The sequence below is a fragment of the Patulibacter sp. genome, from assembly GCF_030655195.1.
In the GTDB taxonomy this organism is placed as follows: domain Bacteria; phylum Actinomycetota; class Thermoleophilia; order Solirubrobacterales; family Solirubrobacteraceae; genus Patulibacter.
The window spans coordinates 28,005-43,281 of sequence record NZ_JAURWA010000128.1; the positions used below are offsets into that span (position 1 = coordinate 28,005).

General features: G+C 74.6%; 15 protein-coding genes. 7 read left to right on the forward strand and 8 right to left on the reverse strand.

What is annotated here, in order from left to right; translation table 11 throughout:
* Window positions 1-6 precede the first annotated feature (6 nt).
* The 5 genes from nucS to Q7T67_RS14250 all read right to left on the reverse strand — a co-directional run bounded on the left by nucS (window position 7) and on the right by Q7T67_RS14250 (window position 5,614).
* Window positions 7-864: an endonuclease NucS gene (gene nucS, locus Q7T67_RS14230; protein ID WP_304790808.1), complete on the reverse strand. Its 858-nt coding sequence runs from the start codon at window positions 862-864 to the stop codon at window positions 7-9.
* Window positions 865-1,000: 136 nt separating this feature from the next.
* Entirely contained in the window at window positions 1,001-1,468 is a 468-nt protein-coding gene (locus tag Q7T67_RS14235) for a hypothetical protein (RefSeq protein WP_304790810.1), read from the reverse strand.
* A gap of 116 nt (window positions 1,469-1,584) precedes the next feature.
* A complete protein-coding gene (locus tag Q7T67_RS14240) occupies window positions 1,585-2,913 on the reverse strand; it encodes a glycerophosphodiester phosphodiesterase (RefSeq protein WP_304790813.1) in 1,329 nt (442 codons plus the stop codon).
* A gap of 485 nt (window positions 2,914-3,398) precedes the next feature.
* Window positions 3,399-4,754, reverse strand: a complete 1,356-nt coding sequence (locus Q7T67_RS14245; protein WP_304790816.1) for a hypothetical protein — start codon at window positions 4,752-4,754, stop codon at window positions 3,399-3,401.
* Window positions 4,755-4,876: 122 nt separating this feature from the next.
* On the reverse strand, window positions 4,877-5,614 hold the full coding sequence (locus Q7T67_RS14250) for a TetR/AcrR family transcriptional regulator (RefSeq protein ID WP_304790819.1): 738 nt from the start codon (window positions 5,612-5,614) through the stop codon (window positions 4,877-4,879).
* A 93-nt stretch (window positions 5,615-5,707) separates the two neighbouring features.
* Here Q7T67_RS14250 and Q7T67_RS14255 point away from each other — a divergent pair, with 93 nt between their 5' ends.
* Complete coding sequence (locus Q7T67_RS14255; RefSeq protein ID WP_304790822.1) at window positions 5,708-6,751, forward strand: medium chain dehydrogenase/reductase family protein; 1,044 nt, start codon at window positions 5,708-5,710, stop codon at window positions 6,749-6,751.
* Window positions 6,752-6,801: 50 nt separating this feature from the next.
* On the forward strand, window positions 6,802-7,833 hold the full coding sequence (locus Q7T67_RS14260) for an aldo/keto reductase (protein ID WP_304790825.1): 1,032 nt from the start codon (window positions 6,802-6,804) through the stop codon (window positions 7,831-7,833).
* Between the two features lie 27 nt (window positions 7,834-7,860).
* Here the strand turns inward: Q7T67_RS14260 and Q7T67_RS14265 are convergent, their stop codons facing one another.
* Both Q7T67_RS14265 and sugE read right to left on the reverse strand, forming a co-directional pair.
* A complete protein-coding gene (locus tag Q7T67_RS14265) occupies window positions 7,861-9,027 on the reverse strand; it encodes an NAD(P)/FAD-dependent oxidoreductase (RefSeq protein WP_304790829.1) in 1,167 nt (388 codons plus the stop codon).
* Window positions 9,028-9,048: 21 nt separating this feature from the next.
* A complete protein-coding gene (gene sugE / locus Q7T67_RS14270) occupies window positions 9,049-9,375 on the reverse strand; it encodes a quaternary ammonium compound efflux SMR transporter SugE (protein WP_304790833.1) in 327 nt (108 codons plus the stop codon).
* A 175-nt stretch (window positions 9,376-9,550) separates the two neighbouring features.
* Between sugE and ettA the strand changes: the two genes are divergently transcribed.
* The gene (gene ettA / locus Q7T67_RS14275; RefSeq protein WP_304790836.1) at window positions 9,551-11,203 is read left to right on the forward strand and encodes an energy-dependent translational throttle protein EttA; all 1,653 of its coding nucleotides are present in this window, start codon (window positions 9,551-9,553) and stop codon (window positions 11,201-11,203) included.
* Between the two features lie 58 nt (window positions 11,204-11,261).
* On the opposite strand, the gene Q7T67_RS14280 is transcribed toward ettA, so the two are convergent.
* Window positions 11,262-11,822 (reverse strand): hypothetical protein, encoded by a 561-nt coding sequence (locus tag Q7T67_RS14280; protein ID WP_304790839.1) that lies wholly within the window; start codon window positions 11,820-11,822, stop codon window positions 11,262-11,264.
* Between the two features lie 47 nt (window positions 11,823-11,869).
* On the opposite strand from Q7T67_RS14280, the gene Q7T67_RS14285 reads away from it, so the two are divergent.
* The 4 genes from Q7T67_RS14285 (at window position 11,870) to Q7T67_RS14300 (ending at window position 15,134) form a co-directional block, all read left to right on the forward strand.
* Entirely contained in the window at window positions 11,870-12,532 is a 663-nt protein-coding gene (locus Q7T67_RS14285) for a DUF1707 domain-containing protein (protein ID WP_304790843.1), read from the forward strand.
* A gap of 132 nt (window positions 12,533-12,664) precedes the next feature.
* A complete protein-coding gene (locus Q7T67_RS14290; protein WP_304790846.1) occupies window positions 12,665-12,835 on the forward strand; it encodes a CsbD family protein in 171 nt (56 codons plus the stop codon).
* Window positions 12,836-13,076: 241 nt separating this feature from the next.
* Window positions 13,077-13,955, forward strand: coding sequence for a DsbA family protein (locus tag Q7T67_RS14295; protein WP_304790849.1), 879 nt, complete (start codon window positions 13,077-13,079; stop codon window positions 13,953-13,955).
* Between the two features lie 60 nt (window positions 13,956-14,015).
* On the forward strand, window positions 14,016-15,134 hold the full coding sequence (locus Q7T67_RS14300) for an oxygenase MpaB family protein (protein ID WP_304790852.1): 1,119 nt from the start codon (window positions 14,016-14,018) through the stop codon (window positions 15,132-15,134).
* Window positions 15,135-15,277: the final 143 nt, after the last annotated feature.

Sequence of the window (15,277 nt, forward strand, 5' to 3'; positions counted from 1 at the left end):
TCCGGCCTAGAGCTCGAAGAGCTTGAGGGCGGGCTCGCGGTCGCCGCGCAGGACGTCCAGGTCGACCTCGACCCAGCCCAGCCCGCGGCTCTCCGCGAGGACGCGGGCCTGGGGCTTGATCGACTGCGCCGCCAGGACGCCCTTGATGTCGCCCATCCCGGGGTCGTCCCGCATCCGCTCGAGGTAGCGCGAGAGCTGCTCGACGGCGTCGATCGTGCCCACCCGCTTGATCTCGACCGCGACCCAGCCGTCGTCCTCGTCGCGACACATCAGGTCGACGGGGCCGATGTCCGTCGGCCACTCGCGCCGCACCAGGCGGAAGCCGTCGCCGCAGTGGTGCGGCGCGTCGGCCAGGAGCTCCTGCAACTCGCGCTCGACGCCGGACTTCTCGAGCGCCGCGGCCTCCCCCATGTCGTGGAAGACGTCCGAGACGACCTCGGAGATCACGATGTCCAACCGGTCCTCGGTCGAGCCGGCGCGCTTGCGGACGACGATCTTCGACAGCGGCTCGTCGATCACCGCGGCCGCCGCGGCGGCGGCCTGGTCGGCGGCGGCGCGCTCGGCGGGCGTCGGCTCCTCCTCGACCAGCCCCAGGCCGGCCGCGGCGGCCCGGGCCTCGGTCACGGTGCGCACGCCGCCGAGGTCCGGGAAGCCCGAGGCGACCTCGGGGACGGGGACGCCGCCGCGCTCCAGCTCGATCACCGTCGGCGGTGTCATCCAGTTCTGCGGCTTGAAGCCGCCCGTGTCGGCGTGGACCATGACCGACCCGTCCGACTTGATCATCAGGAGGCGCAGGGCCTCGGGCAGCAGGGCCTCGAGGCGCCCGGAGTAGCGGACCTCGCAGCGGGCGACGATGAGACGCACGTCCGACACCGTACCCGGCAGGGCGGCCGGGACCGGGGCGGGTGACGACGGGGCCGCGGTGCGCCGGCGGCCGCGTCGGCGACGAGCACCCCGGGCGCGGCCGGATCGGCCGGTCGAGGGCGACGCCGACGGCCGGTCAGAGGTTCTGGCGACGGAACGACGCCCGGTACTCGCGACCCTGGATGCGGACGTCGTACCGGAACTCGACGCGGCGGCGCTCCTTGATCTGCGCCGTCCGCGTGTAGCTGCGGGTGAGGTCTCCGCCGCCGCCGTCCCCACCGATCACGACCCAGCGGCCGTTCCGTCGCTCCCAGCCCTTCGTGCTGGACTCGTGGAGGACCTCGCGACCGCCGAACCGGATCTCGATGCAGTACCGGTCGGGGTCCGCCCGCGTCGGGGTGACGACGACGCGGCCCGGCTCCCAGGTGCGGCGGCCGTCCTTGAAGCGGTACGACTCCCGCTCCCCGCGGTCGAGGGACTCCTTGCACGCGTCCGGCGGCTGCGCCGCCCCCTGGGCGCCCGCAGGCGCGGCGACCGCCCCGACCGCGGAGGGGACCGCGAGCGAGGCGAGGACGAGGGCGACGGACGGTCGGACGCGGCGCATCGCCCGGGATCTTCGCGGCGCCGTGCCGCTCGTGCGTGAGAAGTTCGTGAGGGAACGCGGCACGGGCCGCCGGGGCGGACCGCACCGCGATGGTGCGGCACCGCCCGGGCGCGGGACTACTTCGCCTCGAACGCCTTCACGGCCGCGACGCCGAGGTCCGGGTTGTCCGTGAACAGCGCGTCGACGCCGAGATCCAGCATCTGGCCCATGTAGCCCTGCAGGTCGCCGATGCCGGCCGGGTCGGCGCTCGACCGGCGCTCGAGCGGCAGGAACTGGTTCTCGCGACGGAACGTGTAGACGACGACCGGCAGCCCGGCGGCGTGGGCGTCCCGCACGAACGAGGTCGGGGCGAGCGAGGCTCCGGTGGTCGCGTCGCGGGGGATCACGTAGTCCGTGTTGGGCGAGACCGTGTCGGCGTACCGGGCGATGCCCTTCAGGCCCGCGGGGGTCGCGAGCTGCCCGTAGGTCGTGGTGCCGCCGGCGGCCACGACGTCGGCCGGGCTGCTCTTCGCCGCGTCGAGCAGCTGGACCGTGTGGACCTTCGACTCGCGGCGGATGAGCTTGAGGTTGGCGACCTCGAAGGACTGCACGATGACCGGCGCGCGACGGTCGTCGAGGCGGTTCTTCCGGAGCGTGCGCAGGACGGCCGACTCCTGGTCGATGCCGACGGAGCGGAAGTACGTCGAGTGCTTGATCTCGGGCGAGATCGCGATCGTGCGGCGCGTCGTGCGGCTGGCCTTCCTGGCGGTGTCGATGACCTCCTGGAAGGTCGGCACCTGGTACTTGCCGTCGTAGGCGGTGTTCGCCGGGCGGACGGCCGGGAGGCGCTCCTTCGCCCGCAGCGTCCGCAGCTCCTTCAGCGTGAAGTCCTCGGTGAACCAGCCGGTGTACGAGACGCCGTCGATCGTCTTCGTGCGCTTGCGGTCGGCGAACTCCGGCCGGGTCGCGACGTCGGTCGTGCCGCCGATCTCGTTCTCGTGCCGGTCGACGAGCTGCCCGTCCTTCGTCGAGACGAGGTCGGGCTCGATGACGTCGGCGCCCTGCTGGATCGCCAGGCGGTAGGCCTCGAGCGTGTGCTCCGGCCGGTAGCCGCTGGCGCCGCGGTGGGCGTAGACCACGCGGTTCTTCGCGGAGCCGAAGTCGGGCGCGCTGCGCTCCCAGGAGCGGGAGCCCTTGCCGGGCCCGGTCGGCTTGCCGGGCTTGGACGGCTTGCCGGGCTTGGTCGCCCCGCCGGGCCCGCCGGGCTTGTCGTGGCCCTGCGTGGGGCCGCCGTGGGAGGACCCGTGCCCCTGGCCGTCGCGGGCGTCGGCGGCCGCCGGGACCGCGAGTCCGAGCACGACGACGCCCGCGACGAGCGGTGCGGCCAGGCCGCGGCGGCGGGACCGGCGGCCGCCGGACGGGGTCGCGTCGGACGCGGGCGGAGGGACGGGAGCGTGGGGGATCATCCGGCCCAGTCAACCGCCGACGGGCCGCCGCGATGTGTCGCGGACGTGAAGGTGGCGGAACCGCGGGGAATCACGTGGAAGGGTTCGGCCGATCGCCCCGGGGCGCCAGGGGCCCGGTCGATCCGGTGCCACCCCGTGGCACAGGTTCGCCCCACCCCCTGTCGCCCATCCCGGCCCGACCAGGGGCCCGGTCGATCCGGTGCCACCCCCTGGCACAGGTTCGCCCCACCCCCCGTCGACCATCACGACCCGACCAGGGGCCCGGTCGATCCGGTGCCATCCCCTGGCACGGGTTCGCCCGCACCCCCCGTCGCCCATCACGACCCGACCAGGGGTCCGGTCGATCCGGTGCCACCCCCTGGCACAGGTTCGCCCCACCCCCGCCCCCACCCCCCGTCGGGCGCCACGACCCGACGAGAGCAGCGCCAAGGCCGCACCCGACGTGCCGCTCGGGCGGCCAAGCCGGCCCGCCCCCGGGCAGGCCCTCAGCCCGCGGCGGTCTGCAGCTCGCGCGGGATGCGCTCGCGCAGGCGGTCGCGCAGGTCGCGGACCTCGCGGTCCTCGGGCGCCAGGTCGAGCGCCCGGTCCGCCGCGGAGAGCGCATCGGTCGTGCGGTCGGTCCGGGCCAGAGCGTGGGCGTAGCGGGACCAGGCCCGGGCGCGCAGGGCCGGGGTGACGCCCGCGGGCGATTCGTCGTCGTCCTGGACCGCGGTGCCCGACGCCCCGGCGTCCGCCGAGCCCGCGCGCGCGTCGTCGGCACGCGATCCGCTCGCCCCGTCGGCCAGCCGCGTGGCCTGCAGGCACGCGTCGACCTGACGGCCGATGTCGCCGGCGAGGTGCGCGGCCAGCGCGAGGTCCAGCAGGCCCTCGACCGTCGGGTCCAGCTGCATGCCGCGCTCGAGCGCCACGAGGGCGCCTTCGCGGTCGTGCAGGCGCAGGCGCAGGCGCCCCAGCCGCGCCCAGGCGGCGCCGTCGGCCGGGGTCAGGCGCACGACACGGGCCGCCGACTCCTCCGCCTGGAGGTTGGCGCCCTGCGCCTCGTAGATCCGGGCGGCGAAGCGGTGCGGCGCGGGACGCTCACCCTCGGCGCGCAGCCAGTCGCGGACGGCGCGCCCGGCGGCGGGCAGGTCGTCGGCCTGGAGCAGCGCGACGGTCAGCATCCGCAGGACGGCGGCGTTGGCGGGGTCGGCGTCGCGGGCGTAGAGCAGGCGCTTGGCGGCGACCTTGAACTCGCCCTCGGCCATGGCGTGCTGCGCGGCGGTCATGAACCGCTGCACGCGCTCCGCGCCGGGGTCGGGCTTGGAGAAGTCGACGAACTGCAGCGTGCCGGCCGGAACCGTGCGCACGCCGAGGTGGAACGAGACGCGGGCGAACTGCAGGATCTCGTCGCCCTCGCCCGTGAAGTACACGCCGGTGACGTTGCCGACGCCCCACTCGGGGTACGACACGCAGCGGGCGTAGCGGTGGACGACCGAGTGGTCGGGCGTGCGGCTGCCGAACGGGTCGTGCTTCGCCCGGTCGCGGGTGGCCTGCTCGTTCTCGTAGGCGCGACGGCCGGCCTCCTCGCGCGCGGCGCGGGCGGCGGCGGCGTTGACCTTGACGGCGGTCGCAGTGACCTCGCCGCCGTGGGAGTCCTCGGCGAGCTTCTCGAGCCGGTCGGCCGCCTCGTTGATGCCCTTGAGGTGGCGCTCGTGCTCGAACTGCTTGCCCGGCGGGGCCAGGTCGGGGTGCCAGCGCTTGGCCAGCGAGCGACGGGCCTGCTGCACGTCGCGCTTGCCGAACGGGGGGCGCAGCTCGAGCAGTCCGAGTGCGTGCTCGATGTCGAAGACGGAACCGGCCACTGCATCCAGAGTACCGCGCCGCGACACCCCGCCAGGCAGGTCACGGGCCCTGGCACGGGCGTCCTCGAGGTGCTACGGGACGGCGCTCCGGGCGCCTGCGTGCCCGCGGACCGCGACGGTGCTCAGGCGGGGTCTCCGGGCCCCGACGCGGCGTCGACCACCGTCCGCAGCTCGGCGGCCAGCAGAGCGACCGGATCGAGGTCCATGTCGCCGAGGATCCCCGCCAGCTCGAGCCCGAGGAGTCCGTGGAGCCGGGTCCACGTGAGGACGCCGAGACGCAGCACGAGCGGGTCGGGGTCCTCCCCCGCACCGGTGCTCCCGCGGGACGCCGCCCAGCGCAGGAGCTGCTCGTCGAGGGCGTCGCGCGGCCGTCGCGGTCGCGGTCCGACGGCGATCGCCCCGATCGTCCGCAGCAGCACCTCCATCGCCCCCTGGATCGCGGCGATCGCCTCGTCGCCGTCCTCGTATCCCGCCGGCCGGAGCCCGAAGAGCAGGGCGTAGAGCTGGGGCTGCGCCGTCGCCCAGGTGCGGTACGCCTCGGCCAGCACCTCGAGGCGTCGTTCCGGGGTGCGCCTCCGGGCTCCGGCGTCGGCCTGTTCGAGCACGGCGGTGAGCTGGGCGTAGCCGTCGGTGACCAGAGCCGACAGGACCGCGTCGCGCGACGGGAAGTACCGGTAGATCGCCGGCCCGGACATCCCCATCGCCTTGCCGATGGCGTTCAGCGACAGCGCGGCCGCACCACCGTCGGCGACCTGACCGAGCGCGTGCTCCTTGATCTCCCCCAGCGTCTGTCGGCGCAGCCGCTCGCGGCGGGACCCCGCCGGCTCGGCGGACTCGGACGGGTCGGCGTTCGCGGGCACGGCCCCACCGTAACGGATCGACACTCTCGCGATTGGGTCTCCTTTGTGTTAGAACATCTAACCAAAGCAACAGCACCGAACAGCGAGACGACCATGCGCACCACCCAGATCGAACTGCCGGCCATCGGCGAACCCGAGACCCTCCGCGTCCGGGAGCGGGAGCTCCCCGCCCCCGGCGACGGCGAGGCCCTCGTCCGCGTCGAGGCCACGGGCGTCTCGTTCGCCGAGCAGCAGATGCGGCGTGGCAAGTACTACGACCAGCCGGCGTTCCCGTTCGTCCCCGGCTACGACCTGGTGGGGGTCGTCGAGCAGGTCGGCGCCGGGGTCCCCGACGTCGTGCCCGGCGACCGCGTCGCCGCCCTGACGAAGACGGGCGGCTGGGCCACCCACGTGCTCCTGCAGGCCCGCGACCTGGCGCCCGTGCCGGAGGGCCTGGACCCCGCCGCGGCCGAGACCGCGGTCGTCAACGGCCTCACGGCGTGGCGGATGCTGCACCGCACCGCGAAGGTGCGGGCCGGGGACACGGTGGTCGTGCTCGGCGCCGCCGGGGGCGTCGGCTCGTTGCTGGTGCAGCTCGCGATCGAGGCCGGGGCGACCGTCGTCGGCGTGGCCGGCGTCCGACAGCTCGACCGGGTGCGCGAGCTCGGGGCCATCCCGGTCGACCACCGCACCGAGGACGTCGCCTCCCGGGTCCGTGAGATCGCGCCCGAGGGCGTGGCCGCGGTCTTCGACCACGTCGGCGGTCCGGGACTGGTCCGCTCCTGGCGGATGCTCGGCCGCGGGGGCACGCTCGTCTCCTACGGGACGGCCGCCACGAAGGACCTCCCCGGCGATCCGCGGCTGCCGGTGCTCCGGCTCCTCGCCCGACTCCTGCTCTGGAACGCGCTGCCCAACGGCCGGCGCGCGTCGTTCTTCGACCTCTGGGCCGGCAACCGTCGGCATCCCGACCGCTACCGCCGCGAGGCCCGCGCGGACCTCTCCCACGTGTTCGCCCTGCTGCGCGACGGCCGCCTGACCGCCCAGATCGCCGCGGAGTTCGCGCTGGAGGACGCCGCGGCGGCGTTGCGCCTCGCGGAGGGCGGCGGCCTGACGGGCAAGGTGCTGCTGCGGCCGGCGGCGGCCGGCGGTGCCGGGTGACGCAGGCGCGGCCGCCTCGTCGTCGGACCCCGACCTGGCACCCTCGACGGATGAGCCCGAACGCCCCCGACGCCACCCCGAAGCCGCGGAGCCTCGGCACGGACGGCCCGGCGGTCTTCCCGGTCGGCCTCGGCTGCATGGGGATGTCGGGGATGTACGGACCGGCGGACCGCACCGAATCGATCGCGACGATCCACGCGGCCCTGGACGCCGGCGTGACGCTGCTGGACACCGGCGACTTCTACGGGATGGGCCACAACGAGCTGCTGATCGCGGAGGCGCTGAAGGGGCGCGACCGCGACGCCGTGCAGCTGAGCGTGAAGTTCGGGGCGCTTCGCGGTCCCGACGGCGCGTGGTTCGGCCACGACCCGAGCGCGGCGCACGCGAAGCACTCGCTGGCACAGTCGCTGGCGAAGCTCGGCACCGACCACGTCGACGTCTACCGCGCCGCGCGCCTGACCGACGACGTGCCGATCGAGGAGACCGTCGGCGCGATCGCCGAGATGGTGCAGCAGGGCTACGTCCGGCACATCGGCCTCTCCGAGGTCGGTGCCGACACCATCCGGCGCGCCCACGCCGTCCACCCGATCGCCGACCTGCAGATCGAGTACTCGTTGATCTCGCGCGGGCTCGAGGACGAGATCCTCCCGACCTGCCGCGAGCTCGGGATCGCCGTGACGGCCTACGGGGTCCTCTCGCGGGGGCTGCTCAGCGGCCACTGGACACCCGAGAGCGGGACCGCCGAGGGGGACACCCGGGCCATGTCGCCGCGCTTCCGCAAGCGCCACCTGCCCACGAACCTGGCGCTGGTCGACGCGCTCGCCGCGGTGGCCGGCGACCTCGGGGTCACGACCGCGCAGGTCGCGGTGGCCTGGGTGCTCAGCCGCGGGGAGGACGTCGTCCCGATCGTCGGGGCCCGCACCCGCGAGCGGCTGACCGAGACCCTCGGCGCGCTCGACGTCACCCTCGACGACGCGACGCTGGCCCGCATCGAGGAGGCCGTCCCCCGCGACGCGGCGTCCGGCGCCCGCTACCCGCACGCCCAGATGCAGCACCTCGACAGCGAGACGTCGGCGGGCTGAGACCGCGCTCGGGCCGGATCGAGACCCTCAGTCCGCCGCGATCGCCGGTGCCGACGCCCGTCGCACCGGCCGGTCCCGCAGCGCCATCTCCGCGTCGGCCGCGGCGAGGTACCAGCCGAAGGCGCGGTCGACGACCGGCTGCGGGGAGACGAGCTTGAAGCCGAGGGTCAGCAGGCGCGGCGGGATCCGTGGCATCACGCGTTGGAGCAGCAGGAGCCGGCGGAAGAACGCGGCACGCGTCTTCGAGAACGCCGCGTACGCGACCAGGGCCTCGTCGCGGGTCTGCGCACCGTCCAGGACCTTCGCGATCTCGCGCGCCGCGGCGATGCCGAAGAGGAACGCGGTGCGGATGCCCTCGCCCGAGACCGGGATGCAGTGGCCCGCGGAGTCGCCGCAGAAGAAGACCCCGTCCTCGGCCGCCGGGCGCAGGCGGTGCGGGAACCAGTTGCCCTGGTAGCGGACCGCGTCGACGTCGAGGCGCCGGGCGACCTCCTGGGTCGGCGCCTTGACGTGGTCGTGCGGGTCGTAGGAGCCGACCCCGACCCGCGACTCGCCGCCGGCCGGTACGCGCCAGGCGTAGCCGCGGGGGATCACCGAGCGGTCGATCCAGCAGTCCAGCGCGTCGTCCTGGGTCGCGGGATCGACGTCGGGATGGACCTCGAGGCCCCGGGAGAGCGGGGCGTCCGGTGGCTGGTAGTGCGGCGTGGCGAGCGTGCGGCGCCAGCCCATCGCGTCCACCACGATTGGTGCGGAGACGTCGCCGCGGTCCGTGTGGACCACGTGGCCGTCGGCCGTGCGGGTCCGCCCCTGGACCTTCGCCGTGACGAACCGCGCATCGCCGCACTGGTCCCACAGCTCGTGGCAGAGCGTGCGGTAGTCGAAGCTCGTCCAGGTCCACGGCAGGCGGTAGCGCGCGGAGCCGTGGGGGGTCGTGAAGGACATGTGCGGCAGCTCGGAGCGCCGGGCCTCGTGGATCCCCAGCGCGTCGAGCCACGGGGTCGGCACCGCGCAGGCCGAGGTCTGCCGCTCGCCGATCTCGTAGCGGTCCAGCAGCAGGACGTCGTGGCCGAGGCCCGCGAGCTCGCGGGCGAGCGCGAGGCCGGCGAAGGAGGCCCCGCAGACGAGGACGTCGGCCGCGTCGCCGTCGATCGACGTGCGCTCGGCACCGCGGAGCGTGGCGCGCCTGGGACTCATGGCCCCGAGGCTATCCCCCGCTCACGATCCCGCGGGGCTCGCGAGCGCCAGTCCCACGATGCCCGCCGCGATCAGGGCGATGCTGACGAGACGCAGGGCCGCGGCCGACTCGCCCAGGAACGCGATCCCGACGATGGCGGTCCCGACCGCGCCGATGCCGGTCCAGACGGCGTAGCCGGTCCCGACCGGGAGCGACCGCAGCGCGAGGGCCAGGAGCGCCATGCTGGCGACGAGCGCGACGACGAAGGCGACGGTCTCCGGCAGCTTCGAGAAGCCCTCGGACCGCTTCAGGGCGAGCGCCCAGACCACTTCGAGCAGGCCTGCGGCGATCAGCGAGATCCACGCCATGGTGGTGTCCCTTCGAGGCGCCGTCGTCGTGCCGGGTACGGCGCGTCCTCTCGTCCGGGCGGGCCCCATCGGGGTCGCCGGTCGACCGTAGCACCGGGGGCCGACCCCCGCCGCGTCCCGGATCGCCCCGCACGCCGCGTTCGAGAACCGTCCGATCCCCGGTACCGTTGGGGGAATGAGCACGCAGTTCGTCTTCTCGATGTACCAGCTGACCAAGGTGCATCCTCCGGACAAGACGGTGTTCAAGGACCTGTCGCTGTCCTTCCTGCCGGGCGCCAAGATCGGCGTCCTGGGCATCAACGGCTCGGGCAAGTCCTCCCTGCTGAAGATCATGGCCGGGACCGACACCGACTTCGACGGCGAGGCCACGCTGCTGGCCGGCGCGACGGTCGGGATCCTGGAGCAGGAGCCCAACCTCGACGAGTCCAAGACGGTCCACGAGAACGTCATGGAGGGCCTCTCCGAGCTCAAGGGCCTCGTCACGAGGTTCAACGAGCTCGCGATGAACTACTCGGACGAGACGGCCGACGAGTTCGCCCGCCTGCAGGCCGAGATCGACGCCGCCGACGCGTGGGACCTCGACGCCAAGGTCGAGTACGCGATGGACGCGCTGCGCTGCCCGCCCGGCGACTGGAACGTCGTCGACCTCTCCGGCGGCGAGAAGCGCCGCGTGGCGCTCGCCCGCCTGCTCCTGCGCGCACCCGACCTGCTGCTGCTGGACGAGCCGACCAACCACCTCGACGCCGAGTCCGTCGCCTGGCTGGAGCGCCACCTCGAGGCCTACAAGGGCACCGTCGTCGCGGTGACCCACGATCGTTACTTCCTGGACAACGTCGCCGGCTGGATCCTCGAGCTCGACCGTGGCCGCGGCATCCCCTTCGAGGGCAACTACTCCGGCTGGCTCGACAACAAGGCCAAGCGCATGGCCATGGAGAAGCGCACCGACGTGGCCCGCCAGAAGCGGATCAACGAGGAGCTCGACTGGTCGCGCAAGAACCCCAAGGGCCGCCAGGTCAAGCAGAAGGCCCGCCTGAACAACCTCGACGAGCTGATGAAGGAGCAGTCGGCGATGCGCCTGGACGAGACGCGCATCACGATCCCGCCCGGACCGCGCCTGGGCGACACCGTCATCGAGGCCAAGGGCCTCTCCAAGGCGTTCGGCGACAAGCTGCTGTTCGAGGACCTCTCCTTCACGCTGCCCCCGGGCGGCATGGTCGGCGTCATCGGCCCCAACGGCGCGGGCAAGTCGACGCTGTTCAAGCTGCTGACCGGGCTCGAGAAGCCCGACACCGGCGAGATCAAGCTCGGCGAGACCGTCGACCTCTCCTACGTCGACCAGTCGCGCGACAACCTGGACCCGAACAACAACGTCTGGGAGGAGATCTCCGAGAAGCTCGACTACGTCAAGGTCGGCGACCGCGAGATGAACTCCCGCCAGTACGTCGCGTCGTTCAACTTCAAGAAGGGCGACCAGCAGAAGAAGGTCGGCAACCTCTCCGGTGGTGAGCGCAACCGCGTCCACCTCGCCAAGCTGCTGCGCCGCGGCGGCAACCTGCTGCTGCTGGACGAGCCGACCAACGACCTCGACACCGAGACGCTGCAGGCGCTGGAGGAAGGCCTCCTGGCGTTCCCCGGCTGCGCCGTCGTGATCTCCCACGATCGCTGGTTCCTGGACCGCATCGCCACCCACATCCTCGCCTTCGAGGGCAACTCGACCGCCACCTGGTTCGAGGGCAACCTGCAGGCGTACGAGGCGTGGCGTCGCGAGGAGCTCGGCGACGAGGCCGACCGCCCGCACCGCCTCACGTACAAGAAGCTCGCACGCTGAGGGCAGGCCCCGGCGTGCCAGGGCGCTGACCCGCGCTCGGCCTCGCCGGCGAGGCACATCACGGTCCGGGGTCGAGCAGCGCCGCGAGGCGCTCGACCTCGGCCGGCGTGAACGGTGGGCGCTCGACGCGCCGCGCCACCCGGCCGCGCGCCGCGAGGCGGTCGACGAACGCGGCGAGCGACTCCCCGTCCGGCTCGGGCGACCACGCCACGAAGCGGTCGCCCGGGGCGTCGGCGGGGAGCCCGCCCGCCGTCAGGAGGACGCCGTGGCCGAGGACGACGTCGCCTCCGCCGAGGGTCCGGGCGTGCGGGCCGACCACGGACCGCACCCGGTCCTCCGCGCCCCGGGCGCCGGCGACGACGTCGCGCGCCCCGTGGCCCGCGAACCACCAGCCGCCGGCCTCCCAGCGGAAGCGGAACCCGTGCGCCAGCCACAGGACGCCGGGCGGTCCGACGAGCGCCCAGCCGGTCAGCTGCAGCCGGTCCTCCCGGGGCAGCCCCGGCAGCGGCCGCAGGACGACGATCCACTCGTCCGACAGCTCCTGCCGGAGCGCGTCGCAGAGCTCGCGGGCCTCGGGCGAGCGGTCCGGTGGGGCGTCCGGGGGTCGCAGAGAGGCCATGCCCCCATCCTCGCGGGTCCGTCGCGGACCGGGCTACGATCCCGTGCATGCCCGGCGAGGCCGACCACGACCGGCCGCGTCCCGGCGCCGTCCCGATCCGCGCGTCCGACGCCGAGCGCGACCACGTCATCGACGCCCTGCGCGACGCCGCGGCCGAGGGGCGGCTGACGTTCGAGGAGCTCGCCGACCGGATCGACGCCGCGGGGCGCGCCGTCACCCGGGACGACCTGGGCGCCCTGATCGCCGACCTGCCGCCCACGGGCGGGCACGGGGCGGCGGGCCTGCCGAGCGCGGTCGCACCCGCCGACGGCCCGGGCACCGCGGTGCGGGCCCCCGAGAACCGGCGGTCCGTCTTCGGCGACGTCCGGCAGGCCGGGGCGTGGCGCGTCCCGTACGTCAGCCGCTGGTCGACCGTGTTCGGCGACATCGACATCGACCTGCGCGAGGCCGTCGTCTCGCACGGGCGGATCGAGATCGACGCGCAGACGGTCTTCGGCGACGTCACGCTGCTCGTCCCCGAGGGCGTCGTGGTGGACGTGCGCAGCCGGACGGGGTTCGGCGTCGTGCGGCAGGAGGCCGGGGAGTCCGGCCCGCCCGGCGCCCCGGTGGTCGTCCTCACGGGCGGCTCGTGGTTCGGCGACGTGCGGGTCCGCGCCAAGCGCCTGCGCGAGCGCCTCGCCGACGTGCTGCGCGGCCGGCTCGGGCCCTGAGGACCTGGCGCGTACACCTGCTCAGGAGACTTTTACGTGGCCCGGCGCCCGAGGCGGGTACGTGATGACCGAGGGCGGAGCGGGGCCCCAGCGGCCCCGCATCAGCCGGACCCCACGATCCAGGACGAAGACATGACCGGGAACACGGACAAGCTCAAGGGCAAGGTCAAGGAGACCGCCGGCACCGCCACGGGTGACGACCAGCTCAAGGCCGAGGGCAAGACCGACCAGAACGTCGGCAAGGTCAAGGAGAAGGTCGAGGGCGCCCTCGACGCCGTCAAGGACAAGCTCTCCGGCAAGTAGTCCCGACGCCCTCGGGCGTCACCTGGATCCGGCCCGCACCCTCCACGGCGCGCCGGGCCCGCGTTCCTCGACCCGTCGCCCGACCAGGCGGCGGGTCGTCATCGTTCCGGGGGGGGGCGGGTCCGCCCGGGCGGACGCCGGGCGGGCGGCGCTCCGTCCCGGACCAGGGCCGCCCGCCCGTCCCCGCCCGTGCGCCGCGCCTGCCCGTTCCGTGCTCCCCCGCCCCGGGTAGCGTGAGGACGTGCCCCGCGTCTCCGTCGTCGAGTTCACCGATCCGGCCTGCCCGTTCGCCTACAGCGCCGAGCCCGTGCGGTGGAGGCTCGCCTGGCGCTTCGGCGACCAGCTCGACTGGACCGTGCGGATGGTCGGTCTCGCACGGGACGCCGCCGCCCAGGAGGCCAAGGGCTTCGACGCGGAGCGGAACGCCGAGATCCTGCGCAACTTCGACCGCTTCGGGATGCCGCTGAGCACCGCGGAGCGCCGCGAGCCCGCCGGCAGCTGGGACGCGTGCCGGCTCGTCGTGGCCGCGCGCCGCGACGACGAGGACGGCGCGGTCCGGCTGCTGCGCGCCCTGCGCGTCGCGGGGCTGGCCGAGGCCCGCCCGATCGACAATCCCGACGTCCTGTCCGACGCGTGCGAGACCGCCGGTCTGCCGCCCGACGCGTTGCTCGAGCGGATGCGCGACGACGCCACGGAGCGCGACTTCCGCGCCGACTGCGACGCCGCGCGCGCCCCCGGTCCGGCGGCGCTGGCGATGGACCACAAGCTCGCGGACGTCGAGGAGGACTGGGACGGCGCCTCCGGTCCGTCGGGTCGTCGCTACACCTGCCCGACGTTCGTGTTCGAGCTGGACGACGAGCAGGGGACGGTCGCCGAGGTCCCGGGCTTCCAGCCGTGGGCCGCGGTCGAGGCCGTGGTCGCGAACCTCGCGCCGGGCCTCGAGCGCCGCGACTGGCCGGAGGACGCGGCCGAGGTCCTGCGTTGGGCGCCGGTGCCGCTCTCGACCCAGGAGCTCGCGGATCTCATGGACGTCGACCGCGACGAGGCCCGCGAGCGGCTGCGCACGGCCGGCGGCGTGGAGCACGAGGTCGGCACGGACGCGTTCTGGTCGCTCGCATGAGCGGCGCCCCGCGCCCGGTGCCGATGCGTCCGACGGGGCCCCGGACCGCGTAGCCCGGACGTGCGCCTGACCTCCCCCGTCCGGGTCCCGGGCGTCCCGCTCCGCGACCCCGTCCGGGCCGCCGGCGGCGTCCTGCGGACCCCCGTCCGGGTCGCCGGGGCCGTGCTGCAGACGCCGGTGCGGGTCGCGAGCACCGTGCTCCCCGGCCCGACGCGCCTGGCCGGGTCGCTGCTCCCGCTCGGGTTGACCCCGGCCGAGCAGGACGCCCCGCGGCGGTCGCCCGCGATGCCGCCCGCCGGGGACGGCCCGCCGCTGGGCCTCGGCCCCGGCTCGCTCGTCTGGCGCCTCTTCGCCGAGTCCTACCAGGCGCTCACGGCCGGCTCGATCGGGCTGCTGCAGACGATGCATCCGGGGATCGGCCAGTCGCTGCAGGACCACTCGAACTTCTTCGAGGACCCTCTGGACCGCATCTTCCGGTCGCTGCCGCACATCATGCGCGTGGTCTACGCCGACCCGTTCGCGCCGCCCGGACCGACCGCGAAGGGCGAGCTCGTCCGGAGCTTCCACGGGTCGATCAAGGGGACCGACGACGAGGGTCGCGACTACGACGCGCTCGACGGCGAGACGTTCTTCTGGGCGCACATGACCTTCGTCTACGGGATCGTCGCCGGCAGCGACCGGCTCGGGGTGCCGCTGACGGAGGAGGAGCGCGATCAGCTCTTCGCGGAGGCCCTGCTCTGGTACCGCCGCTACGGCGCGAGCGAGGACGGCATGCCGGAGACCCGGGCCGAGCTCGAGGCCTGGTGGGCGCACATGTGCCGCGACGTGCTCGAGCTGAACGCCACGTCGCAGGGGATCCTCGACGCCGCGAAGGACGGGGTCCCGTGCCCGGTCCCCGGGCTGCCCGAGCCCGTGTGGGAGCTGGTCCAGCGGCCGCTCCTGACCGCGTGGCTCTGGGTTGGGGTCGGGCTGCTGCCCGAGGACTGCCGGGACACCCTCGGCGTGGCGTGGACGGACCGCGACGAGCGCCGGCTCGCGTACCTGCGGACGGCGATCCGCTCGTTCAACGGCCTGCTGCCGCCGTTCGTGCGGTACCACCCGCTCGCCTACGCGGCGATGCGCGAGATCGCCCGGGAGCAGCGCGTCTCGTTCCGCCGGGCGGTCGACGGACCCGTCTGAAGGGTTGGGCGCCGGGGCTGGCCGAGGGCCGGGCGCCGGGGCGGTCCGAGAGCCGGGCGCCGGGGCGGTCCGAGAGCCGGGCGCCGGGGCGGTCCGAGAGCCGGGCGCCGGGGCTGTCCGAGAGCCGGGCGCCGGGGCGGTCC